The sequence below is a fragment of the Flavobacterium sp. NRK1 genome, from assembly GCF_024054175.1.
GTDB lineage: Bacteria > Bacteroidota > Bacteroidia > Flavobacteriales > Flavobacteriaceae > Flavobacterium.
In genome coordinates this window covers 733,845-757,423 of the sequence record NZ_JAMXLA010000001.1, presented here as the reverse complement: position 1 = coordinate 757,423, position 23,579 = coordinate 733,845, and the positions used below count along the sequence as shown (strand labels likewise).

Annotated in this window: 21 protein-coding genes; 12 read left to right on the top strand and 9 right to left on the bottom strand. The window is 36.4% G+C overall.

Features of this window, described 5'->3' with window-relative positions:
* Positions 1–219: 219 nt before the first annotated feature.
* A complete protein-coding gene (locus NHE85_RS03705) occupies positions 220–1,212 on the top strand; it encodes a type IX secretion system membrane protein PorP/SprF (RefSeq protein WP_252809788.1) in 993 nt (330 codons plus the stop codon).
* 67 nt (positions 1,213–1,279) lie between these two features.
* A complete protein-coding gene (locus NHE85_RS03700) occupies positions 1,280–1,798 on the top strand; it encodes a gamma carbonic anhydrase family protein (protein WP_252809786.1) in 519 nt (172 codons plus the stop codon).
* Between the two features lie 2 nt (positions 1,799–1,800).
* Here NHE85_RS03700 and murI read toward each other — a convergent pair whose 3' ends face one another.
* From murI to NHE85_RS03660, 8 genes are all read right to left on the bottom strand, one after another.
* Positions 1,801–2,583 (bottom strand): glutamate racemase, encoded by a 783-nt coding sequence (murI, locus tag NHE85_RS03695; RefSeq protein WP_252809784.1) that lies wholly within the window; start codon positions 2,581–2,583, stop codon positions 1,801–1,803.
* A gap of 63 nt (positions 2,584–2,646) precedes the next feature.
* On the bottom strand, positions 2,647–3,156 hold the full coding sequence (locus NHE85_RS03690; protein ID WP_252813274.1) for an OmpH family outer membrane protein: 510 nt from the start codon (positions 3,154–3,156) through the stop codon (positions 2,647–2,649).
* 49 nt (positions 3,157–3,205) lie between these two features.
* Positions 3,206–4,327 (bottom strand): OmpH family outer membrane protein, encoded by a 1,122-nt coding sequence (locus tag NHE85_RS03685; protein ID WP_252809782.1) that lies wholly within the window; start codon positions 4,325–4,327, stop codon positions 3,206–3,208.
* 35 nt (positions 4,328–4,362) lie between these two features.
* On the bottom strand, positions 4,363–7,107 hold the full coding sequence (gene bamA, locus NHE85_RS03680; protein ID WP_252809780.1) for an outer membrane protein assembly factor BamA: 2,745 nt from the start codon (positions 7,105–7,107) through the stop codon (positions 4,363–4,365).
* Entirely contained in the window at positions 7,040–7,780 is a 741-nt protein-coding gene (locus NHE85_RS03675; protein WP_252809778.1) for an isoprenyl transferase, read from the bottom strand. Before NHE85_RS03675 ends, bamA begins: the two co-directional genes overlap by 68 nt.
* Positions 7,781–7,783: 3 nt before the next feature.
* Positions 7,784–8,461 (bottom strand): DUF6089 family protein, encoded by a 678-nt coding sequence (locus NHE85_RS03670; protein WP_252809776.1) that lies wholly within the window; start codon positions 8,459–8,461, stop codon positions 7,784–7,786.
* 155 nt (positions 8,462–8,616) lie between these two features.
* Positions 8,617–9,501: an NAD kinase gene (locus tag NHE85_RS03665; protein ID WP_252809774.1), complete on the bottom strand. Its 885-nt coding sequence runs from the start codon at positions 9,499–9,501 to the stop codon at positions 8,617–8,619.
* A gap of 10 nt (positions 9,502–9,511) precedes the next feature.
* On the bottom strand, positions 9,512–10,171 hold the full coding sequence (locus NHE85_RS03660) for a CBS domain-containing protein (RefSeq protein WP_252809773.1): 660 nt from the start codon (positions 10,169–10,171) through the stop codon (positions 9,512–9,514).
* Positions 10,172–10,269: 98 nt separating this feature from the next.
* On the opposite strand from NHE85_RS03660, the gene NHE85_RS03655 reads away from it, so the two are divergent.
* The 3 genes from NHE85_RS03655 to NHE85_RS03645 are packed head-to-tail and all read left to right on the top strand — an operon-like array spanning position 10,270 to position 12,402.
* Positions 10,270–10,983, top strand: coding sequence for a pyridoxine 5'-phosphate synthase (locus NHE85_RS03655; RefSeq protein WP_252809771.1), 714 nt, complete (start codon positions 10,270–10,272; stop codon positions 10,981–10,983).
* A 2-nt stretch (positions 10,984–10,985) separates the two neighbouring features.
* Entirely contained in the window at positions 10,986–11,756 is a 771-nt protein-coding gene (locus tag NHE85_RS03650; protein ID WP_252809769.1) for an alpha/beta fold hydrolase, read from the top strand.
* Positions 11,757–11,778: 22 nt separating this feature from the next.
* Complete coding sequence (locus NHE85_RS03645) at positions 11,779–12,402, top strand: bifunctional 2-polyprenyl-6-hydroxyphenol methylase/3-demethylubiquinol 3-O-methyltransferase UbiG (RefSeq protein WP_252809767.1); 624 nt, start codon at positions 11,779–11,781, stop codon at positions 12,400–12,402.
* Between the two features lie 64 nt (positions 12,403–12,466).
* Here the strand turns inward: NHE85_RS03645 and NHE85_RS03640 are convergent, their stop codons facing one another.
* On the bottom strand, positions 12,467–14,050 hold the full coding sequence (locus NHE85_RS03640) for a hypothetical protein (RefSeq protein ID WP_252809765.1): 1,584 nt from the start codon (positions 14,048–14,050) through the stop codon (positions 12,467–12,469).
* A gap of 296 nt (positions 14,051–14,346) precedes the next feature.
* On the opposite strand from NHE85_RS03640, the gene NHE85_RS03635 reads away from it, so the two are divergent.
* The 7 genes from NHE85_RS03635 to NHE85_RS03605 all read left to right on the top strand — a co-directional run bounded on the left by NHE85_RS03635 (position 14,347) and on the right by NHE85_RS03605 (position 23,453).
* Entirely contained in the window at positions 14,347–15,627 is a 1,281-nt protein-coding gene (locus NHE85_RS03635) for an OmpP1/FadL family transporter (RefSeq protein ID WP_252809763.1), read from the top strand.
* Between the two features lie 12 nt (positions 15,628–15,639).
* Entirely contained in the window at positions 15,640–17,223 is a 1,584-nt protein-coding gene (locus NHE85_RS03630; protein WP_252809762.1) for an SGNH/GDSL hydrolase family protein, read from the top strand.
* Between the two features lie 74 nt (positions 17,224–17,297).
* Positions 17,298–17,642: a phage holin family protein gene (locus NHE85_RS03625; protein ID WP_252809761.1), complete on the top strand. Its 345-nt coding sequence runs from the start codon at positions 17,298–17,300 to the stop codon at positions 17,640–17,642.
* Between the two features lie 122 nt (positions 17,643–17,764).
* Positions 17,765–19,090, top strand: a complete 1,326-nt coding sequence (gene tig / locus NHE85_RS03620; protein WP_252809760.1) for a trigger factor — start codon at positions 17,765–17,767, stop codon at positions 19,088–19,090.
* Between the two features lie 91 nt (positions 19,091–19,181).
* Positions 19,182–19,856 carry an ATP-dependent Clp endopeptidase proteolytic subunit ClpP gene (gene clpP / locus NHE85_RS03615; RefSeq protein WP_252809759.1) on the top strand — a complete coding sequence of 225 codons (675 nt, stop codon included), beginning with the start codon at positions 19,182–19,184 and terminating at the stop codon, positions 19,854–19,856.
* 72 nt (positions 19,857–19,928) lie between these two features.
* The gene (gene clpX, locus NHE85_RS03610; RefSeq protein ID WP_252809758.1) at positions 19,929–21,161 is read left to right on the top strand and encodes an ATP-dependent Clp protease ATP-binding subunit ClpX; all 1,233 of its coding nucleotides are present in this window, start codon (positions 19,929–19,931) and stop codon (positions 21,159–21,161) included.
* 180 nt (positions 21,162–21,341) lie between these two features.
* Entirely contained in the window at positions 21,342–23,453 is a 2,112-nt protein-coding gene (locus NHE85_RS03605; RefSeq protein ID WP_252809757.1) for a glycoside hydrolase family 97 protein, read from the top strand.
* Positions 23,454–23,579: the final 126 nt, after the last annotated feature.

Genomic DNA, 23,579 nt, shown 5'->3' with positions numbered 1-23,579 from the left:
AAATGCTGTCAGTAATGACAGCATTTTTTACAATATTATTAGCATTAAATTACCAACCTAAGACAAAAATTTATATATTTGACCGCTATGGAAAATTACTGTGAAATAAAGGGGTTACAGATAGACAAAGCGCTGTAATTAAATGGGAATAATTATTTTAACACTAATTACCTGAAAGGTCTAACAAAAGCGCATTTCTCATTAAACGAAAAGGTCGACATGAATTTTAAAAAGATTTATTTAATTTTTGGATTGTTATTAACACAACTGTCTTTTTCTCAAGAGGGTATTGCAGTTTATTCAGATTACTTATCTGATAACTATTACCTGATTCACCCATCAATGGCCGGTGCGGCAAATTGCGCCAAAATCAGGCTTACGGCCCGCCAGCAATGGTTTGGCCAGGATGATGCACCTCAATTGCAAACTATAAGTTTTAATGGTAGTGTTGGGCCACAATCCGGTATTGGTGTTATTGCATTTAACGATAAGAATGGTTATCATTCTCAAACAGGTGCAAAATTAACCTATGCTCACCATATTCGTTTTTCAAGAAGTGATTATGATCTTAATCAATTGTCATTTGGTATGAGCGCAGGTCTTATATCCAGCCGACTTGATGAAACAAAATTTGATCCTGAATTTGACCCTATCGTTGATGGAGGTATGAAACAGAAGGATTCTTATTTCAATGTTGATATTGGAGCATCATATCATTATTTGGATTTTTATGCTCACTTCACAGCTAAAAACGTTGTAAAAACTAAAAGAAACCTTTATACAGATTACGAAAGCGACAATCTTACAGCTTACCTTTTTAGTGTAGGTTATGTTTTCGGTTTCAGAGAATCACTTCAGTGGGAGCCTTCAATCCTGTTTAAAGCTATTGATGAGACTAAAGAAAAGACTATTGATATTAACCTTAAAGTTTATAAAGAATTAGACTTTGGAAGATTATGGGGAGGTCTGTCGTACAGACGTGCCTTAGAATCGGCTCAATATATTGATGGTGTTGGAACTTCTGATCAGACTCTTCAATATTTTACTCCAATTATTGGTGTGAATTATAAAAATTTCATGTTTTCTTATACCTATTCTTATTTAACAGGTGCTGTTAAGTTTGATAATAGCGGATTCCACCAATTAACAATAGGTCTTAACTTATTCTGCAAAAGGGAGAAATACGATTGTAATTGTCCGGCAGTTAACTAATATAATAAAGTAATATTATTAATTCTGTCCCGATAGCTTGCTATCGGGACGACTTTTTTAAAGAGATATGGTTATAAGAGAAGTGAATGGAAAATACCCTCAAATACCTGAGGATTGTTTCGTTGCCGAGAATGCAACTATTGTAGGAGATGTTGTTTTGGGTGCCCAGTGCAGCGTATGGTTTAATGCTGTAATAAGGGGTGATGTTCATTATATAAAAATTGGCAATAAAGTGAACATACAGGATGGAGCTGTAATACATGCTACTTATTTAAAACATCCTACAACTATTGGTAATAATGTTTCAGTAGGGCATAATGCTATTGTGCATGGATGTACTGTTAAAGATAATGTGCTGATAGGGATGGGAGCCATTGTAATGGACAATTGCGTTATAGAAAGCAATTCTATTATTGCTGCCGGTGCTGTTGTAACTCAGAATACTATTGTTGAATCGGGAACTATATACGCGGGTGTTCCGGCAAAAAAGGTAAAAGATATAAGCGCTTCAGATTTTGCAGGGGAAATAGAAAGAATATCTAATAATTATGTTATGTATTCTTCTTGGTTTGATAAAAGAGAATAAGATTAAAAATCTTTATTTTCTACCTTATAATCGTTTTTAAGAATAGATTTTAATACTACCGGATCAGAATTAGTATAAAACAAATTTGAGCTTTTGTGAGTCCTAGTATTTAAAATATTGTTTTGTTCTAATATTAATTTTGTCTGCCTTGCTACTGCTTCACCAGAATCGATGATTTTAACCCCTTCAGGAAGGATTTCTTTAATTTGGGGTATAAGATATGGATAGTGGCTGCATCCAAGCACTAAATGGTCTATATTGGCTTTGATCATAGGGTCCAGATACTGTTTAAGCAAATCTTTTATTTCTTCCGATTCAAGTTTTCCTTCTTCAATAAGCTTTACCAGGTTATGCCCAATTTGCTCTACTACGGTAATACCTTTTAAATTGGAAACAGTTTTATAAAAAAGCTCACTTGAGAGTGTACCTTTTGTTGCCAGTATTCCAATTGTTTTTGTTTTAGTGTGAATTGCTGCGGGTTTGATCGCCGGTTCTATACCTATAAAAGGAATACTATATTTAACTCTCAGTTCTTTTATAGCATTAGTAGTAGCGGTATTGCATGCAACTACTATAATTTTAGCATTTTGATTTAATAGATACTCTGTATTCTTGATGCTAAGATCTATTATCTCATCTTTCGATTTTTGTCCGTAAGGTGCATTTTTACTATCGGCAAGATATACTGTATCTTCATTGGGCAACAGAGTGTGTATTTCTTTCCAAATCGATGTACCACCGATTCCTGAGTCAAATAATCCGATAGGGTTAGTGCTATTATCCATGAAACAAATATAAAAAAAACGGCTCATTAAATGAGCCGTTAAATATTTCTGTTTGATGATATATTAGAAACCAAGTTCTTTTTTAACGTCAGCTAATAAATCCGGTCCATCAGCAAGTAATACTCCGCTTCCAACAGAAGAATCAAGTACATACTGATATCCTTTAGCCTTAGCTACTTTTTGGATAGCCAATCTTGCTTTCTCAAGAATAGGTTTAACAATTTCTTCTTGTTTAGTCTGAAGCTCTTTAGAAGCAGTTTGTTGGTATTGCTCTATCCTTGCACGCATATCCTGTACTTCAGTCTGGCGGGTATCATTCACAGCGTCAGATACAGTTGTAGCTTCAGCCTCATATTTTTTTATTTTATTTCTGTACTCATCTACCATTGTATTATACTCTGTGTCGTATGTTTTACCTAGTTTTTCAAGCTGAGCGTTTGCAGCCTTCATTTCGGGCATATTAGTCATTAATTCACTTACATTAATATGAGCAACTTTTGCCTGTGCAGATACTGTCTGACTTGCTCCAACAAAAAGTAATGCAGCGATTAATAAAGATTTCAATTGTTTCATCATTTAAAGTATTTATTATTAATTTTTGTTTTTGTTCTTTGTCTATGTGTTACGGGTTTGAAGGAGTTTCTTCCTCTGTATTGCTATCATCACCGGCAGGAGCAGTTGTTTCTTCCTCTTTTTTCTTAAGCTTTTCTTCCCTGGCTTTTTTGGCTGCTTCCCTTTGTTCTAATATTTGTTTCTTTCTTTCGTCCTGTGCTTTTTTCTTTTCTTCTATTTTTCTCTCGCGCTCTTCTCTTGCGGCATCAATAGCATTTTGTCTTTCTGCGGCTGCTTCACTGGCTGCAGCTTTTTTATCTGTAGAAGTAGTTTTTGTCTCCGTTTTGTCTCCGTTATCATTAGCGTCTTTATTGCTTTTCGGAGCAAAAGGAATATTACTACCTTCACTTGGAGTTGTTTCTGCTGGAGGTACAGCAGTTCCGTTTCTTTTAGCATCTCTTTCAGCTTTTAAACGTGCACGTTTTTCTTCATACGCTTTTTTCTTTTCTTCCTGAAGAGCTTTACGTTCTTCTATCTTCTTATCACGCGCATTTTTTCTTTCCTCAAGAATCTTCTGTCTTTCTATATAATCAGGATTTGATTCGTGCTCTTCTTTTGCTTCCTGTTCTTCAAATTTCTTGAGTTCTCTGCTGCTTAATTTTTCCTGTTTGGCAGCTCTTGTCATTTTTGTAATGATATAGTCGCTTATGTCGTGTTTTTTAGCTGCAACGATCATTGTAAGATCTGATGATTTATCAAAAACAAAATCATATTTTCTTATTTCTGCCAAATCCTGTGCAATTGTAAATACCTGATCCTGTATCGGTTTAATTAATACTGCTTTTTGAGTTACCAGATCGCCCATAGGGCCGAATCTTTTTTCCTGATAATCAATCAGTTCTTTTTCCTGAAATAATATTTCTTCTTCTCTTTCTTCTATAAGCTCTTTAGTAAGCAAAGGTTTTTCCTGTTGAAGGCTTTCTTTTAATTTGCTTATTTCGTTGCGCTTAACTTCAAGTTCCTGCTTCCATTTAGTAGCTTTTTGCTCCAGTTGATTTTTTGCATCAGCATAATCAGGCACTTTATCAAGAATATAATTCATATCAAGATATGCAATTTTTATACCCCGGGATTGTGCATTAGCCATTAAGGCTACTAAAGCGATAAGTACTGTAAAAAAACTTTTTTTCATAATCTTATTACGTATTAGAAAATATCATGCCAATTTTAAAACTGTTGTCCAATAATAAAGTGAGTTTGCCATCCACTTTTCTGGGTTCCGCCCTCTACAGGGTCAAATCCGTAGCCAAAGTCTATACCAAGTAATCCAAATGCAGGCATAAATACCCTTAAACCAAAACCTGTTGAACGTTTAAGCGCAAAAGGGTCATAGTTCTTAAATGAATCAAAAGACCTACCTGCTTCAGCAAATGTAAGCGCATAAATAGACGCCTGCTGTTTAAGGGTTATAGGGTAACGAAGTTCTAAAGAGAATTTGTTATAAATAGTTCCCCCCACTTGTGCCCCCGTGGCATCTACGGGTGCCAATGACTGGTTTGGATAACCTCTTAGCTGTATAACTTCCCTGCCATCAAGTGCATAGTTGGCAAGGCCATCACCACCCAGATAGAACCTTTCAAACGGTACAAGCCCTCTGCTTGAGTTATATGCTCCCATAAAACCAAACTCCGCTAATGAACGTAATACCAGCTCATGAGATTGTGTACCGGCAAGTTTAGTATATACATCGGCCTTAAATTTAACTTTATAATACTCAAGCCAGTTAAATCTTTTCTGGTCAATTTTACTTTGATCAGGCGCTGCATTCTGCCACATTTCAGTACGGTTACCGTCCGCGTCTATGTATTCGCCGGGCGCTATACTTTCTCCATTTGCGCCGGCAACAGGAGAAGTTGAATTATTTTTAAGCTTGTATTCTTCCTGATTTTTAAGATCACCATAGTTAATACCGTTAAACAATGAATATGGCGGTGTTAATTTTGCACTTACACTAAAATAAGAACCTGATGAAGGGTAAATTGGGTTACGCCCTCTGTTATCCCTGCTTAATTCAACAGTATAATTTATGTTTTTAGATGATCCGTTACCAAAGGTAAACAATCCTGTGTTATAATTACTAAGGTTGTAATACTGGAATGTAAGTGAATGTGATAATCTCATATAAAAGTCAGGCTGGCTTAGCCTTTTTGACATACCTACTGTAATTGAAGATATTGTAAAACTTTTAGAGCGGTCTACATCACGGTTTGAATAATTGTATAAATACTGTTTACTGTGTGATAATGATGTAAACATCTGTATCGGTTTCTTACGTCCAAACCAGGGCTCTGTAAATGATAAGCTGTATGTTTGGAAATAGGTACTACCCTGAAGGCGTAACGATAACTTTTGCCCGTCACCCATCGGCAGCGGTGTATATGCTTTTTTATTAAAAATATTTCGTGCTGAGAAGTTGTTGAATGATAACCCAAGGGTACCAATAAAGCCACCGCCGCCGTAACCACCCTGCAATTCAATCTGGCTTGATCCTTTTTCAGTTACATGCCATTCTATATCTACAGTTCCTGCAGCAGGGTCAGGGTTTTTAACGTCAGGACGGATAGTTTCTGCATCAAAGAAACCAAGTGCACCAAGTTCACGTACAGTCCCTATAACTTCTTCTTTGTTCCAGCGCATACCCGGCCTTGTTCTTAGCTCGCGGTAAATTACATGGTCATTTGTTTTGTCATTACCAACTACGGTTACATTATTAAAATAGGCAATAGGGCCTTCGACTATCCTGATCTCAAAATCAATAGTGTCATTAGCTGTTTTAACTTCTACCGCATTAATATTAGAGAAAAGATATCCGTTGTTCTGGTAAAGGTTTGTAAGGTCAAGTCCATCAGGCTTGGTAGGATCAGCAATCCTTTTCTGAAGTAATATACCATTATAAACTTCTCCTTTTTTAATTCCTAATATCTGGTTAAGCTGTGAATTGGTATAAACCGTATTTCCAATATATTTTATATTTCCAAAATAGTATTTATTACCCTCTTCAATGTTCATGGCTATTGAAACAAGGTTTCTCTTAGGGTCGTAAGTTACGGTATCTTCTGTAATCCTTGCATCCCTGTATCCTTTTTCTTTGTATTTATCTACAATGCTGTTAAGGTCTTCTTTATACTTATCTGCAACAAATTTAGAAGATTTAAAAAGGCGTAATGGGTTAGGGAAAGCCTTAACTTTTGTGTTTTTCATAGCGCGTTTAAGCTTCGCGTCAGAAAGCTGATTGTTTCCTGTAAAAGTTATTCTTTTTACTTTTACTTTATCACCTTTATCTACATTAACTACCATTTTCACAGTATTTAAACTGTCAGGTATTACATTAATAGCTACTTTGGTATTGTAGTAACCATCTTTTTTGTATTTGTTCTCAATGTAATTTTTTGTAGTTGTAAGCAGGTTTTCATTAACAACTTTGTTTTTAGTAAGCTGCGTATCTTTAATAAGCGCTTCACGTTTACCTTTTCTAATACCCTGAATTCTGGCTTCACTTAGTTTTGGTAATTCCTGTATGTTCAGTTCCAGCCAGATACTATCGTTTCTTTCTTTACTGATGTAAAAATTAATATCACTAAAAAGACCCAGTTTCCACAGCTTTTTAATAGCGTTACTTATTTCTTCGCCGGGTACCTGTATGGCCTGGCCTTTTTCAAGCTGAGTGAAGGTAACAATTGTTTGTTCGTTGTAGGTGGTTTTTCCTGTAACAAGAACATCTGCCAGGATGTATTGTTTTCCCGCATCAAGGCGGGGCCCATCATTCTGGGCAGCAGCCTTATTGGCTGTTGCTAATACTAAGATGCCTAAAAGTAATTTAATGCTTCTCTGAAACATTATTTTTTTATTTAACTTGTTCACTGGTCTTTCCAAATCTACGTTCTCTTTTTTGATAACTGATAATTGCTTCATGTAAGTCTTTTTCCCTAAAATCGGGCCATAAAACATCTGTAAAATATAGTTCTGCATAGGCTATCTGCCAAAGCAAAAAGTTGCTTATCCTGTGTTCTCCGCTTGTTCTTATTACAAGGTCTACATCTGGCAGGTCATAAGTATACAAATGCTGGTTTATGGTTGCTTCATTTATATCAGCTATTGCTAGCTGGCTGGTGTTTATTTTTTCGGTTATTTTTTTAAAGGCAGAAATCAGTTCTTCCCTTGAACCATAGCTAAGGGCAAGGGTAAGTGTCATTCTGTTATTTTCTTTTGTATCTTCTATAACATCAAGAAGCTGTTTGCGGGCTTTAGATGGTAAAAGGTCTGTATTGCCTATGGTATTAAGCCGTATATTATTTTTTTTAAGGGTAGGCAGTTCTTTTTTCAGGGAATTTACCAGAATATTCATCAGGGCATCAACCTCAAGTTTAGGCCTGTTCCAGTTTTCTGTGGAAAATGCGTAAAGTGTAAGGTTTTCTATACCTAATTTGGCACAGGCTTCAACTATTATCTTTACGGCTTTGGTTCCGTTTTCATGGCCTATAGCCCGTAAAAAGCCCTGTTTTTTAGCCCAACGGCCATTGCCATCCATTATTATTGCAAGATGTTTAGGCAGATTATCTGTATTTAAGGTGATTGTTTTGTCCATACTTTATTCTGCGCAATAACAAGGTTGAACCCCAAAAGTATAAGTTAAAGTAAATCCGGTAAATACATACCAGTCGTTGCTGTCAAGATTACCAAATGCTAACTGAGGATAATCGCTATGGTTGCTTCCGTCAAGGTCATCAGTAAATGTATAGCGTGCGCCTACTTCAAAGCCGAGCACAAAATTTTCAAATACGTTAGATTTTATACCTACGGTCATGGGTATTGCAAGGTTACCTTTTGAATCAAGCCTTCTCGTTTCACCATTGTTTATATATAGCTCATCAGACCAAAAATAGCTTATCCCGGTATATACATAAGGGGTTAGCTGAAAATCAGGCTCGTGAAGGTTAAAGTCAAAAAAATTAAATTCAAGGCCTAAAGATAACTCTTTTACTGTATTTTTAAACTCATAGCCTCTTTCCTGCCTTCCGGACATATCAGAATCTGCATCTTTCGACTTAATGTCAGCATATGTAAAAGATGCTCTCCAGGAGTGGCGCGGGCTTCTGTTCCATTTATAAATAATGCCAAGTGCAGGCTCGTTAGGTGCTACATAATTTGTAGGCCCTACATCACCTATATAATTGGCGCCACCGGCAAAAATACCAAGCTCATTAATCTGGGCACTGGCACTAAGCGATGTTATTATTATAATTAAAAGATATAGTATCCTGTTCATTCCTTTAAAATTGGGTGCAAATATAACAATATAGAATTCTAATTACCGAAACAATAGACATTTTACCTTCACAATTGCATAATTAGCATTAAATACAGTCTTGAAAACGGAAGAAGATGCGGTGTAGTATGCAGAGAGAATAAAATTGTGAAATTTTAATTTCTTTTGTCTTCTCCCCACAATAGTTTTTTGCGGAGTGTTACCAGGAATTTTTCCTGAGGAAATTCTACCAGGTTAATTTTAAAAGGAGCTTTTTTAATTCGTAATGATGTTTCTACATCTACTGTTATAATTCGGGAATCCAGAGAAATAAGGTGCTGATTTTCCCTGCTGCTTACTATTAATTCAATATCCGTATCGTCGGGTATAACAAGGGGCCTTGCATTAAGGTTGTGGGGTGCTATAGGAGTGATAACAAAACTGTTTACCTCAGGCATTAATATTGGTCCGCCGCAACTTAAAGAATATCCTGTAGACCCGGTAGGAGTTGAAATTATAAGCCCATCTGCCCAATAGGCATTCAGGTAATCGCCATTAAGCCTTGTTTCTATAGTAATCATAGAAGTAGTATCTTTCCGGCTTACGGTAATTTCATTAAGGGCATAGTCAAGTTCGGCAAGTTCATTGTCTTTACCGTTATAATCAAGCGTAAGTAATGATCTTGGTGAAACTTTATATTTGTGTTCAAAAATTAAAGGTAAAAGCATTTCGATATTCTCCTGCTGAACAGTTGCCAGAAAACCTAAGCGCCCTGCATTTATACCCAGAATAGGTATACCTTTGTTGCGAACAAAAGTAGCTGCGCGCAGCATAGTGCCGTCTCCGCCAATACATATTAGCAGGTTAAATCCTTCATTCAATCCTTCGTGGCCTGAAAAAACAGTAAATGTTTTGTTTAATAAATTGTGCTCATTAAGCACATCATAGAAATTAGATTCAAAAGCTACTTCTGGATTATATTTTTCAAAAACACTCAGTACTTTTTCTATGATGTCTTCGGTATTATCTTTGTAATATTGTCCGTACACAGCAATCTTCATAGGCCGGGTGTTAAATGTTCAGGTATTTGTCAAGGTAATCAGAGCGGTCTTTAAGAGTATTAAGATAAGCATCTTCCTGGTGCTCTGTAATAATATTGTAGTTATAGCGCCTGAAAGTCTGTAATATCTCACTCATGCCGCCAAGGCTTATTTTCAAGGTAATCTGTACTTTTTCCATATTGGCTTCAGATATAAAAAGGCCAAGCAGCCTGCCATTATTGCTTTCTACAATCTGGGCGGCCTGGCTCATGCTATAGTCATTTACCCCCTTTTCAACTACAATAATTCCTCCGTCTTCTTTAAGAAAAGGTGTTTCATGGAAAAAGGTAATAATATCTGTAATTTCATAATATCCCAGATATTTATTGTCTTTATCAAGAACAGGCAGTAAATTGGTTTCATTTTTGGCGAAAACTTCAAGTACATCAAGCCAAAGGGCATTATCTCTTACAAAAAAACGATCGAATCCGAAACGAAGATCGGCCATTGTTTTTTCTATATCCATCAGTTCCATATCTTCAGACCTTGCTGAACCGATATAAATACCTTCTTCAAGTACAGGAAAGTGCGAAAAAGGGTAATCGGCAAAAAGATCCTGAGCGTCTGAAACGCTGTCGGTAATTCGTAAGGGTTTAATGTCGTTGTTAATGAAATCTGTAATTTCTGTCATGGGGCAATTGTAATATATTATGCAAAATAATCAAAAATAAGAAGAGTATGCCTTTTTAACTTTGTATTTTTGCTTTAAAAAGCAGACTTAACAAAGATATGGCAAAATTAAGCGTAAACATAAATAAAATAGCCACTTTAAGGAATTCAAGAGGGGGCAATGTTCCTGACCTTTTAAAAGTAGCAGCAGATGTGCAAAAGTTTGGTGCTCAGGGTGTAACCATACATCCCCGGCCGGATGAAAGACATATTCGTTATCAGGATGCAAGAGATTTAGTGCCTGTTGTACATACTGAATATAATATTGAAGGAAATCCTGTTCCTAAATTTATTGACCTTGTGCTTGAAACGAAACCTACACAGGTAACCCTTGTGCCTGATGCCGATGATACTATAACCTCTAATGCAGGTTGGGATACTGTGAAACACAAGGTTTTTTTGCAGGAAGTGATAGCAGAATTTAAACGCAATAATATACGCACATCTATATTTGTTGATCCTGTTTTGGCTATGATAGAAGGGGCTAAAGAAACAGGAACAGACAGGATAGAACTTTATACCGAAGCTTTTGCTCATGAATACGGATTGGGTAACCATGACGGTATTAAACCTTACGTAGCAGCTGCTGAACTTGCAAATAAGCTTGAACTTGGTATTAATGCAGGACATGATCTGAGTCTTGATAATATTAAATTTTTTAAAGAAAACATTCCCGAACTTTTGGAGGTTTCTATAGGACATGCGCTTATTGCAGAGTCTTTGTATTTAGGACTTGAAAATGTAGTGAATATGTATCTTCAAAAACTGAAATAATTATGGTATTGCATTCTGTTATACAAGGAGAGGGCAAGCCACTTCTTATTCTTCACGGATATCTTGGTATGAGTGATAACTGGAAAACACTAGCAGGGCAGTATGTTGCGGCGGGTTTTCAAACGCACGCTCTTGATATGCGTAATCACGGAAAGAGTTTTCATTCTGATGAGTTTACTTATGCTGCAATGGTGCAGGATTTAGTAGCATATATTAATCACTATAATCTTGGTAAAGTTGATATAATAGGTCACTCAATGGGAGGAAAGGCAGCAATGTTTTTCGCGGTTCAGCATCCCGAAATGCTGGACAGGCTGGTGGTAGCAGATATAGGTCCTAAATATTATGCACCTCACCATCAGGATGTGATGGCCGGACTAAATGCGGTTGATTTTTCTATACATACCGACAGGGCTGCTGTTGAAGCTGCTATAGCAAATCATATTCCCGATTTGGGTACACGGCAGTTTCTGCTGAAAAGTGTGTACTGGGTTGAGCCGGGAAAACAACTTGGTTTCCGTTTTAATCTTGATTCTCTTAATAAAAATATTGAAAATATTGGTAAGGCGCTTCCTGAAGGGGCAACATTTAACGGAACTACGCTTTTTTTACGCGGCGATAAATCAAGTTATATTAAAGATGAAGATTTTGATCTTATAAAATCACATTTCCCACAGGTTGAAATTAAAGAGATCAAAAATTCAGGTCATTGGCTGCATGCAGAAAATCCTAAAGATTTTTTAGCTGAAACGCTGGAGTTTTTAAAAGCATAGTGAAAAGAAAAAACATAAAGAGATGGCAGATATTTGGACTGACAGATGGGATGAACGCTATAGTAAAAGTGAATTTGCTTATGGCGAGCAGCCGAATAATTATTTGAAAGAACAGTTAGAAAAGCTGAAGCCCGAAGAAATACTTTTTCCTGCAGAAGGAGAAGGGCGTAATGCTGTGTTTGCTGCAAAACTTGGCTGGACAGTTTCTGCATTTGATATTAGTAATGAAGGCCGGAAAAAAGCAATTGAACTTTCTGCAAGGGAAAATGTGGTTATAGACTATAAGGTTGGCGAGTTGCAAACTCTAAACTATACAAATGGACAGTTTGGTGTAATAGCGCTTATTTATGCACATTTCCCGGCAAACATTAAATCGCAACTGCATAAAATGCTTGCCAGATATTTGCGTAAAGGAGGCATAGTGATTTTTGAAGCCTTTAGTAAAAGGAATCTTGAATATTTAGCAAAAAATGAAAAAGTTGGTGGACCAAAAGATGTTGAATCGTTGTTTTCTGTAGAGGAAATAAAAGCTGATTTTAATAACTACGATATATTAGAACTCGAAGAAACAGAAATTCATCTCAATGAGGGATTATATCATAATGGGCTGGGTTCTGTAATCCGGTTTGTGGGTAGAAAGAGATAAATTTAAAAATACAAATGTCGGTAATTTAACGGCATTTGTATTTTGTGAGATGTTGACTACTTGATTACTTTTTGTCTTTCTTTTTAGTTGCAATTTTGGCTACGGCTTTTGGTAAAATAGTTTCTTTTAATCCCTGTTCTACAAACCGCCAAAGGAAATTAAAAACTGACTTATCTTTTTTACGTTCAACTTCTGGGTGTGTTTTTTTAAGCTCATCATTACTATCATTTTTAACCAGCAGGTTTCCTACAGCACTCATTAAACCGTTTTTGTCTTTGCCGTCTTTTTTATAAACATCTACTTTAAGATTGTCATACTTTATGGCAAAATCTCCTTTGCCCCGTTCACTATTTGCATTAAAAGTGAATTCTACCCTTGCAATATCACCTTTTGTAGCGGCATTCATTAAAGGTTTTGTAACAGGATTTATTTCCTGGCTTTTTATATTTTCTAAAATGCCGGTTATAGTAAATGAATCACTGGTGTCTAAAGTATTAAATGTCCAGTTGACACTTAAAGGAGCAGATTTCATAAACAGGCATTTTACATCTATATTGGTTGGAGGCAGTTTGTCTTTAAGTATGGGGCTGTAAATGTTTGTAACGGTAGCATAAAAGTTTGAAAAACTTACTTTAGCTGGCGAACGTTCATATTCAAGCTGCTCTTCATATACTACCATTGAGTTTTTTAATAACAGCGTATCTACTTTAAGATCAAATGTAAGGCTTCTTAAAAGTTCGCTGTATAGTTTTTTTCTTGTAGGGTCATCTTTTACCATTTTACCCCTGTACACATTAGCATTTACTTTTTGTATAACAAGCTCGGGTGTATGAACGTATAAAGTGTCGTTATAATACCCCCAGTCTAAATTTTGTGTAGATATTGTGTCTGCCATAACAGTAAACTGATCTTTTTCTTTTGCTATCATGCTGTTAAATTGCCTCCTGCTTTGCAGCGGGGTATATTTAAAATCTGTTACAGTTAAAATACTGTCAGTTGTTGCAATGCTTCCTGCGGTAATATTATAAAAGGGTCCTGTGTTAAAAAACAGGCTGTCGCATTTTAAGCTATAGTCGCGATATCTTACAGGAATATCATTTTTTAAACTGGTGCTGTCTATTTTTATATTGTTAAGCACAAAATTAATATTGGCGGCTTTTAATTTTGGATTTTGAACGGAATCCAGCATTTTAAACGTGCCGTTATTAATACTTAATTTTTTGGTTGTTATTGTATTTTTAAATGGCTTTACAAAATCATCTTGTGTATTATATTTTTCTTTACGATAATAAAGCACCACATCCGGACTATCAATAATAACTTCTTTAACTTTAATATGGTTATGCATTAGTATCGCCCATAAGCTAAAGTTATTTACTTCAATTTTTTTTATTTTAGCAAAAGCACCTTCCTGCATTGCTGTTTTCATATTGCCCTTTGGAGCCAAATAGGCATTTTGTATAGTAAAGCTGCCGCTTAGTAAATTAATATCAAGGTTTTCATAACTAAAAGCGTAGGGAAAATCTTTTTCTCCTTTTATAATAGAAGGCAGCTTTTTAGATATATAATAGCTTAATCCTACATTAAGAGCTATAAGTAATAAAACTAACCCCGTAATTATAAAAGCTATTTTTCTGAACAATTTCATACAATGATTTTTTATGATGTAATTTACTCTATTTTAATATGGTTAAATAGTTATTTGTGTTTTTATTAATATCTGTATTGTTTACCAAAGACAAAAGTTTATAAGTGTTAACTTTTATTTGATAGTTATAATTTTAAGTATTTTTTATGATAATTTTTTAAAAATGCGATGTAATTTTTGAAAATATAATTATTATGAATGCATAATAATTTTCGGTTTACTGTTGTGCAATTCGTAAAAAATTATAAATTTGATATAAGATTTTATTAATGGGAAACTAACACTTCTTTTAAATTATGAAAAAACTATTATCTTTAACAATGATGGCTGTGGTAACATCTGCATTTGCAGGAGGTTATCGTGTAAGTCTTCAGGGTCAGAAACAATTAGCTATGGGGCATACCGGCGTTGGGGTGGTTAACAGTGCCGAGGTCTTGTTCTTTAACCCGGCGGGTGCTGTTTACCTTAAAGACCGTTTTAGTGCTTCAATAGGTGCCAATGCTCTTTTTGCAAGAACAAAATACCAGAGCATGGAAAATAACCTTAGAAACTCTACCTCAAATACAGGTACACCTTTTAGTGCTTATATAGCTTATAAGGCAACAGACTGGTTGTCGGTAGGCCTTGCGGCTTATACACCTTACGGAAGTGCTGTAGAATGGGATAAAGACTGGGATGGTGCACACCTTGTAAACAATATAGATCTTGAAGCTATTTATATTCAGCCAATAGTTTCGGTAAAAGTTAGTGACCAGTTTAGTGTTGGCGGAGGACCTATATTTGTTACTGGAAGCGTGAATTTTAACAGAAATGTGGGAAGAAGCGTTACTGATGAAATGGGTAATAAAACTGATGTTACCATAGATGAAAGCGGTGTTACCGCATGGGGATGGAGCGCAGGTTTTATGTTTAATCCGGCAAAAACAGTGCGATTAGGTGTTAACTATCGTTCTGAAATTACAATGAAAGCCCGTGATGGCCAGGCTACTTTCCATGATGTGCCTGCATATCTTGCAGATTCTCCAACATCTGCACAGGATATACAGTTAGGTAATACTACTTTTAATGCTAACCTGCCATTGCCTGCAGAACTTACAGCAGGTATTTCTGTACAGCTTACAGATAAATGGTTAGTTGCTTTTGATTATAACAGGGCATTCTGGAATGTATATGATGCTTTAGTTGTAGATTTTAAACATACATCAACTTCTCAGGTTCCGCAATCTTATAACCCGCGTAATTATAAAGATGCAAGTACTTATAGAGTAGGTACTCAGTTTAAGCCTAATGATAAATTCTCTTTCCGAGCAGGTTGGTATTTTGATGAAAGTCCGGTACAGAGAGGTTATTTTGCTCCTGAAACACCAAGAAACGATTCTATGGGCTTTACAGGTGGTTTAACATATATGATTACCAATAAGCTTGGTGTAGATGTTTCGTTCTTATACCTTCACTTTAAAGAGATCGATGCTTCTTACGATCATTATGTTGAAGACGGAAATCCGAATATTTCTTTTGGAGGTACTTACAAAAATGTTGTTTTCTCTCCCGGAATTGGTTTATCATATAGCTTTTAATCTGACATGAAAATGAAAAATAAATTTATATACTTAGCGGTTTTAGCAGCTGTATTTGCAGGTTGCCAGCCGGAATTTGAAAATGAAGTAAACGATAGCAGCTACAGTGCAGGCGAAGCCGATTTTAGCTCTTATGTTGCAATAGGTAACTCGCTAACTGCGGGTTATATGGATGGTACTGTTTTTAAAAGCGGACAGCAATATTCTTACCCAAATATTCTTGCCAAGCAGTTTGCTCTTGTAGGCGGCGGGGAGTTTACCCAGCCTTCTTACGAAGATGATTTGAATAATGCAGGGGGAATGATATTGGGCAGTACTAAAATATTTGACACTAGATTAATAATTAATTCTGCCAGTGGCGGGCCCGGGCCTATTGCCGGTACGCCAACCATTAGTGCAGGTAATTTACAGCAAAAAGCTTATAATAATATGGGAATACCAGGAGCAAAGGTTTTCCATTTACTGAGTCCGGGCTATGGCAGTCTTGATGTTTTAACGTCAACAGGTAAAGCAAATCCTTATTTTGTAAGGCAGGCAACATCGCCAACGGCTACTGTGCTTGAAGATGCATTATCTAAAAATCCTACTTTTTTTACTAACTGGATAGGCAGCAATGATGTACTTGCATTTGCTACTTCAGGAGGTGTAGGGGTTAATCAGGCTGGAAATTTTGATGCCAAAACATATGGTAATAATGATATTACCGATCCTCAGGTTTTTGCAGGGGCTTATTCTAATATAACTAATGCACTTACAGCAAACGGTGCAAAGGGTGTTGTTGCAACAATTCCGAGTGTTACTTCAGTTCCGTTTTTTACAACTGTGCCTTATAATCCACTTACAGCTTCTGTTATTGGTGGCGGTAACGAACAGGTAGGTCAGGCGACCATAGCAGCACTTAATCAGCAATTATATGGGCCGCTTAAGCAGATACTTACAGCTTTCGGACAGGGGGGAAGACTTAATTTGCTTTCTGCTACAGAAGCTAATCCGTTATTGATAAAAGATGAGTCGCTTGCAGATCTTGGAGCACAGATTACTGCGGCTGCTGCTGGCAGCGGAAACCCTCAGCTTGTAGCACTTGCTCCTTATTTAGGTGCTAACTACGGTCAGGTAAGGCAGGCTACGGCTCAGGATCTTGTACTGCTTACTACAAGAACTGCAATTGGTACAAATGCTCCAAATACAATCGATCCGCTTAATAAGTATGGTGTTACTTTCCCTCTACAGGATCAGCATATATTGACTGCTTCAGAAATAGCAATGGTAAATGAGGCAACAACTTCTTTTAATAATACAATCAAAACAATAGCAGCATCTAAAAATCTTGCAGTTGCCGATATGAATGCAGTATTGGCACAGCTTGTGACGGGATTAATGTCTGAAGACGGGCAGATTTATAAAGCAGGTTATTTTAGTCCTGCAACTGCTAATACAGTAGTATTTTCGCTTGATGGAGTTCATCCTAACGCGAGAGGTTATGCTTTTGTGGCTAACGAGTTTATTAAAGTTATAAACAGTTATTATAAAGCACATTTACCATTAGTTATTCCAGGCACGTATCCGGGAGCTACGGTACTGACTTCAAACAACTAGCTTTCACTAATATTTTATTAAAAGCATCCGCCCTGCGGGTGCTTTTTTTTATTTTTGTTTAAAACCAATTACTCATGAAAACGCTTATTAATATTTTCTTTACCACAATATTTGTGTTGCTGCTTGCTAATTTTTTGCCAGGAGTGAGTGTAGATAGTTTGTTTACAGCAATTATAGTTGCTTTGGTACTGGGTTTGCTGAATATATTTATAAAACCTATACTGGTTTTATTTACATTGCCGGCAACTATATTTACCCTGGGGCTGTTTCTTTTAGTTATTAATGCTGTTATTATAATGCTTTGCGATGAACTGGTAACCGGCTTTCATGTAAGAGGCTTCTGGACAGCATTATTATTCAGTCTTGTATTGTCGTTTTGCCAGTCGCTTGTATCAGGTCTTTCAGAAAAAAAATCATAACACACAAAAATCAGTATTCTTTTTTCAGGATATTGGTATACAATAATTTAAAAACTTGTATGAGTTGCAAAAAAACTTTAATTTTGCAACCCTATTTTATATGATATAAACAAATTTAGATAATGAACATTACAAGAGAGCAGGTAGATGCATTAAATGCTGTTGTAACAGTAGCTGTAACCAAAGAAGATTACAAACAAAAAGTTGATAAAGTTTTACAGGACTACAGGAAGAATGCAAGTATTCCTGGTTTCAGAAAAGGCGCAGTGCCAATGAGCCTTATCCAGAAACAATATGGTAAAGCTGTGCTTTTAGACGAAGTAAATAAAATTCTTCAGACTTCGCTTAACGACTATCTTGTAGAAGAAAAACTTGATATACTTGGTAACCCGCTGCCTAAAGTTACTGAAGATTTTAACTGGGATGCTGACGATTACTCTTTTGAGTTTGAACTTGGGCTTGCTCCGGAATTTACTGTTGACCTTGGTGCAAAAAATAAAGTTGTAAAATACAACATTACTGCCGATGATAAAATGCTTGATGAGCAAATAGAGCGCATACAGAAACAATACGGCAAACTGGTTTCTAAAGAGAAATCAGAAGAAGGAGACGATATTCGCGGTACTTTTACAAATGAGGAAAAAGGTATTAACAATAATGTTACTATCTCATCTGACATTTTTAAAACTAAAACTGTAGGTAAAAAATTCTTAGGTAAAAAAGTTGGAGATGTAGTTACTATTTCAACTAAAGGCCTGTTTGATGATGACCACAAACTTATGGATTACCTTAAAGTGGGCCATGACGACGTTCATGGTCTTGATGTTGAGGTGAACTTTACAATTGATGAAATAAATACTACTGAAAAAGCTGAACTTAACCAGGAGCTTTTTGATAAACTTTTTGGTGAAGGTGTTGTTACTTCTGTAGAACAGCTTAAAGAAAAAATAAAAGAAGATGCTGAACAGCAATTTGCTTCTCAGGCAGACCAAAAATTCCTTAACGACGTTACAGAGTCGCTTATAGAGAATACTAAATTTGACCTTCCGGCTGAATTTCTTGTAAAATGGCTTCAGACAGCAGGTGAAACTCCTTTAACTCCGGAGCAGGCTGAAGAGGAGTACAAAAAATCTGAAAACGGACTTCGTTATCAGCTTATTGAGGGTAAAGTAATTAATGAAAACGGTTTGCAGATTACGTTTGATGACCTTAAAGCGTACACGGCTGAGGTTATTAAAAAGCAAATGGCTCAGTTTGGACAGCTTAACCCAACAGATGAAGATGTTGACGGAATTGTTGCAAGAGTACTTTCTAACAAAGACGAAGTTAAGAGATTGTCTGAGCAGGTAATGAGCGAAAAAATGCTTAATCTTTTTAAAGAAAAAGTTAAGTTTAAAACTAAAGACGTTACATATCAGGATTTTATCAAAGAGATGTACGGAGAATAATTCTCACGAAAAATGAGTATATTTGAACGTCAGCCCATTTGGGCTGGCGTTTCGTTCTTTAATGCAAACAAATAAATTTTTTAAAACAACTATGAATTACGGTAAAGAATTTAAAAAGTATGCCACGAAACATCATGGCATCAATAATTTATACTACGATAAATTAATTAACCGCGTTACCCCAATGGGTATGACTCCGTATATTATGGAGGAACGTCAGATGAACGTTGCACAGTTAGACGTTTTTTCACGTCTTATGATGGACAGGATCATTTTTCTTGGTACAGGAATAGATGATCAGATCGCTAACATCGTTCAGGCGCAATTATTGTTCCTTGAAAGTACAGATGCTTCTAAGGATATCCAGATCTATATCAATTCACCGGGCGGAAGCGTTTATGCAGGTCTTGGTATGTATGATACTATGCAGTATATAAGGCCTGATGTAGCTACTATCTGTACAGGTATGGCTGCTTCTATGGGTGCAGTGCTTTTATGCGCGGGTGCGGCAGGAAAACGTTCGGCATTACCACACTCAAGAGTTATGATTCACCAACCATCAGGTGGTGCACAGGGTGTTGCTACAGATATGGAAATTAACCTTCGCGAGATGCTTAAGCTTAAAGAAGAGCTTTATGAAATTATAGCGAAGCATTCCGGACAAAGTTTTGAGAAAGTACATAAAGACAGTGAGAGAGATTACTGGATGAAAGCTACTGAAGCAAAAGAGTACGGAATGATTGATGAAGTGTTGATAAGAGAATAAAAATAAAATTATGCGTTATGTAACAATAGGGCCGGTTAATAGTCCTATTGTTGCTTAACCAAATTATTAAAAATGGCTAAAGAAGTATTAGAGTGTTCTTTTTGTGGTAGGAAAAAGCCTGAAACCAACCTGCTTATTGCCGGCATAAATGCACATATCTGCGACCGATGTATAGAGCAGGCACATGGTATTGTACTTGAAGAATTAAAACAGACAGGGTCATCTGCTTTATCGGCAGAATTAGAACTTAAAAGGCCAAAAGAGATACGCGCATTCCTGGATCAGTATGTTATTGGGCAGGACCAGACTAAAAAAGTGCTTTCGGTTGCGGTTTACAATCACTACAAAAGATTAATGCAGCCTCAGGGAGAAGATGGTGTAGAAATTGAAAAGAGCAATATTCTTATGGTAGGGCAAACAGGTACAGGTAAAACACTTGTAGCTAAAACTATTGCCCGCATGCTTAATGTGCCTCTTACTATTGTAGATGCTACTGTACTTACAGAGGCAGGCTACGTAGGTGAAGATGTGGAAAGTATATTAACCCGTCTTTTGCAGGCTGCCGATTATGATGTTAAAAAAGCGGAACGTGGTATAGTGTTTATTGACGAAATAGATAAAATTGCCCGTAAAAGCGATAATCCTTCTATAACCCGTGATGTATCGGGTGAAGGGGTACAGCAGGCTTTGCTTAAATTACTTGAAGGTACTGTGGTGAACGTTCCGCCAAAAGGTGGAAGAAAACATCCTGATCAGAAATTTATAGAAGTAAATACTCAGGATATTCTGTTTATTGCAGGAGGAGCTTTTGATGGCATAGAACGCATCATATCTAAAAGGCTTAACCGTCAGGCAGTAGGGTACAGCACGTCAAGAAATAACGATAACATTGATAAGGATAACTTATTACAGTATATAATTCCGAAAGATGTTAAAGATTTTGGACTTATTCCGGAAATTATCGGGCGTATGCCGGTTTTAACGCATATGGATCCGCTTGACAGGGAAACGCTTCGTGCAATTCTTACAGAGCCTAAAAATGCTCTTGTAAAACAGTACATAAAACTGTTTGAAATGGATGAGGTTGCTCTTACTGTTGAAGATGAAGCGCTTGATTACATTGTAGAAAAAGCATTAGAATATAAGCTTGGAGCAAGGGGACTGCGTTCACTTTGCGAAGCCATACTTACCGAAGCAATGTATGAATTGCCAGGTTCTGATGAAAAAGAACTGCATATAGATAAAGAGTATGTTGAGCATCATTTAAATAAAACATTGCTTAAAAGACTTAAGGCAGCATCATAAACGGTTTCATTTTATAGTATAATAAATTTAAATCCCGCTTTTGCGGGATTTTTTGTTACTAATATGTTAAGTAAGTATAAATAAGAAAGTTGTCAACACGAAAACGGTTTCGATTATCTATTTATATTATTATGTCTTGAATTTAGGTACTTTAGCAATTCAAAAGACAAACTATATACTATGAAGAAACTGTTTTCTGCTATTTTCTTACTGGCGGCAGCACTGATGAATGCGCAAACCATATCATCACCCGATAAAAACCTTACGTTAACCTTTGCCTTAAGCGCAAAAGGAGAGCCTACTTATAATCTTACTTATAAAGACAAACCCGTTATAAAAACAAGTAAACTCGGCTTAGACCTAAAAAAGGAAGCAGATATGCTTGAAGGGTTTAAAGTTACCAATACTGCTAAGGCAACTTTTGATGAAACCTGGAGCCCGGTGTGGGGAGAGCAAAAAAACATTCGTAACCATTATAATGAGCTTTTGGTAACCATTGCCCAGCCTGCAGTAAAAGGCAGGTATATAAACATCCGTTTTAGGGTTTTTAATGACGGCCTTGGTTTCCGTTATGAGTTTCCTGAACAGACAGATCTTAACTACTTTGTTATAAAAGAGGAGAAAACACAATTTGCACTTGCTGGCGATCATAAAGCATTTTGGCTTCCGGGCGATTATGATACACAGGAATATAGTACTGTGACTTCTAAATTATCTGAAGTACGTGGAAAAATGAAGGAAGCTATTACACCCAATGCATCACAGCATCCTTTTTCTGATACAGGACTTCAGACTCCTCTTATGATGAAAAGTGATGATGGCCTTTACATTAATATACATGAGGCGGGTCTTATAAATTACTCTTGTATGTCGCTTAATCTTGACGACAAAAACATGATTTTGGAATCTTGGCTTACACCTGATGCTATTGGAGATAAAGGCTATATGCAAACAACTACACAATCGCCATGGAGAACAATTGTGGTAAGTGATAGAGCTACAGATATACTTGCTTCAAAACTCATACTTAATCTTAATGAGCCTACGCAGTATAAAGATGTATCATGGATCAAGCCTGTAAAATATGTTGGTGTTTGGTGGGAAATGATTACCGGTAAAAGTACATGGGCTTATAATGATCTTACTAATGTAAAACTGGGTATAACCGATTATTCTAAAACCAAACCAAACGGCAAGCATGCTGCCAATAATGCCCATGTTAGAGAATATATTGACTTTGCCGCTAAACACGGTTTTGATGCTGTATTAGTAGAAGGCTGGAATGAAGGCTGGGAAGACTGGTTCGGGAAATCAAAAGAATTTGTGTTTGACTTTGTTACTCCCTATCCTGATTTTGATATTAAAGCGCTTAATAGTTATGCACACTCTAAAGGTGTTAAATTAATTATGCATCATGAAACATCGGGTGCAGCAGCTAACTATGAGCGTCATATGGATAAAGCGTATCAGTTAATGAGTGATCTGGGCTATAACGCTGTAAAAAGTGGTTATGTAGGTGACATTATTCCGAGAGGAGAGTTTCATTACAGCCAGAGTATGATCAATCATTATAATTATGCTATTACTAAAGCGGCAGAATATAAAATTATGGTGAATGCCCACGAAGCAGTTCGTCCTACAGGTTTAAGCCGTACGTACCCTAATCTTATAGGCAATGAAGCGGCCCGTGGAACAGAATATGAAGCTTTTGGAGGTAATAATCCAGACCATACTACCATTTTACCTTTTACAAGATTAATGGGAGGCCCAATGGATTATACTCCGGGTATTTTCCAGACAAAAGTAAGTGCATACAATCCTGATAATAATTCGTTTGTACACACTACGCTTATTAAGCAATTGGCCTTATATGTTACTATGTACAGCCCATTGCAAATGGCGGCTGATTTACCGGAAACCTACAATAAATACCTTGATGCATTTCAGTTTATTAAAGATGTTGCGGTAGACTGGGATGAGTCATACATTCTTGAAGCAGAACCAGGCGATTATATTACTATTGCCCGTAAGGCAAAAGGTAAAGATGAATGGTACGTGGGTGCTGTTAGCGACGAAAACGCACGTACGGCTAAAATTACATTTGAGTACCTGCCAAAGGGTAAAACGTATATCGCTACTATTTATGCTGATGGTGCAGATGCTCATTATGAGAAAAATCCACAAAGCTATACCATTAAAACCATTAAGGTAAACAGTAAAACCAAACTGAACCAGAAACTGGCTCCGGGTGGGGGTGTGGCAATAAGTATTAAAGAAGAAGTAAAAAAATAAGTTTTCTTAAAATATAGGACGAAGATAAAACTCCGGAGATCATCAATGGCTCCGGAGTTTTTTGTTTCTTATACTATTTACTTGCTTAACTGTTTGATTTACTTTTATTTATTGCTTTTTCGTTTT

Bases quoted from the DNA above. Each gene is read 5' to 3' on its own strand.
- NHE85_RS03705 (WP_252809788.1), top strand. From the start codon at position 220: ATGAATTTTAAAAAGATTTATTTAATTTTTGGATTGTTATTAACACAA.
- NHE85_RS03700 (WP_252809786.1), top strand. From the start codon at position 1,280: ATGGTTATAAGAGAAGTGAATGGAAAATACCCTCAAATACCTGAGGAT.
- murI (WP_252809784.1), bottom strand. From the start codon at position 2,583: ATGGATAATAGCACTAACCCTATCGGATTATTTGACTCAGGAATCGGT.
- NHE85_RS03690 (WP_252813274.1), bottom strand. From the start codon at position 3,156: ATGAAACAATTGAAATCTTTATTAATCGCTGCATTACTTTTTGTTGGA.
- NHE85_RS03685 (WP_252809782.1), bottom strand. From the start codon at position 4,327: ATGAAAAAAAGTTTTTTTACAGTACTTATCGCTTTAGTAGCCTTAATG.
- bamA (WP_252809780.1), bottom strand. From the start codon at position 7,107: ATGAAGCAATTATCAGTTATCAAAAAAGAGAACGTAGATTTGGAAAGA.
- NHE85_RS03675 (WP_252809778.1), bottom strand. From the start codon at position 7,780: ATGGACAAAACAATCACCTTAAATACAGATAATCTGCCTAAACATCTT.
- NHE85_RS03670 (WP_252809776.1), bottom strand. From the start codon at position 8,461: ATGAACAGGATACTATATCTTTTAATTATAATAATAACATCGCTTAGT.
- NHE85_RS03665 (WP_252809774.1), bottom strand. From the start codon at position 9,501: ATGAAGATTGCTGTGTACGGACAATATTACAAAGATAATACCGAAGAC.
- NHE85_RS03660 (WP_252809773.1), bottom strand. From the start codon at position 10,171: ATGACAGAAATTACAGATTTCATTAACAACGACATTAAACCCTTACGA.
- NHE85_RS03655 (WP_252809771.1), top strand. From the start codon at position 10,270: ATGGCAAAATTAAGCGTAAACATAAATAAAATAGCCACTTTAAGGAAT.
- NHE85_RS03650 (WP_252809769.1), top strand. From the start codon at position 10,986: ATGGTATTGCATTCTGTTATACAAGGAGAGGGCAAGCCACTTCTTATT.
- NHE85_RS03645 (WP_252809767.1), top strand. From the start codon at position 11,779: ATGGCAGATATTTGGACTGACAGATGGGATGAACGCTATAGTAAAAGT.
- NHE85_RS03640 (WP_252809765.1), bottom strand. From the start codon at position 14,050: ATGAAATTGTTCAGAAAAATAGCTTTTATAATTACGGGGTTAGTTTTA.
- NHE85_RS03635 (WP_252809763.1), top strand. From the start codon at position 14,347: ATGAAAAAACTATTATCTTTAACAATGATGGCTGTGGTAACATCTGCA.
- NHE85_RS03630 (WP_252809762.1), top strand. From the start codon at position 15,640: ATGAAAAATAAATTTATATACTTAGCGGTTTTAGCAGCTGTATTTGCA.
- NHE85_RS03625 (WP_252809761.1), top strand. From the start codon at position 17,298: ATGAAAACGCTTATTAATATTTTCTTTACCACAATATTTGTGTTGCTG.
- tig (WP_252809760.1), top strand. From the start codon at position 17,765: ATGAACATTACAAGAGAGCAGGTAGATGCATTAAATGCTGTTGTAACA.
- clpP (WP_252809759.1), top strand. From the start codon at position 19,182: ATGAATTACGGTAAAGAATTTAAAAAGTATGCCACGAAACATCATGGC.
- clpX (WP_252809758.1), top strand. From the start codon at position 19,929: ATGGCTAAAGAAGTATTAGAGTGTTCTTTTTGTGGTAGGAAAAAGCCT.
- NHE85_RS03605 (WP_252809757.1), top strand. From the start codon at position 21,342: ATGAAGAAACTGTTTTCTGCTATTTTCTTACTGGCGGCAGCACTGATG.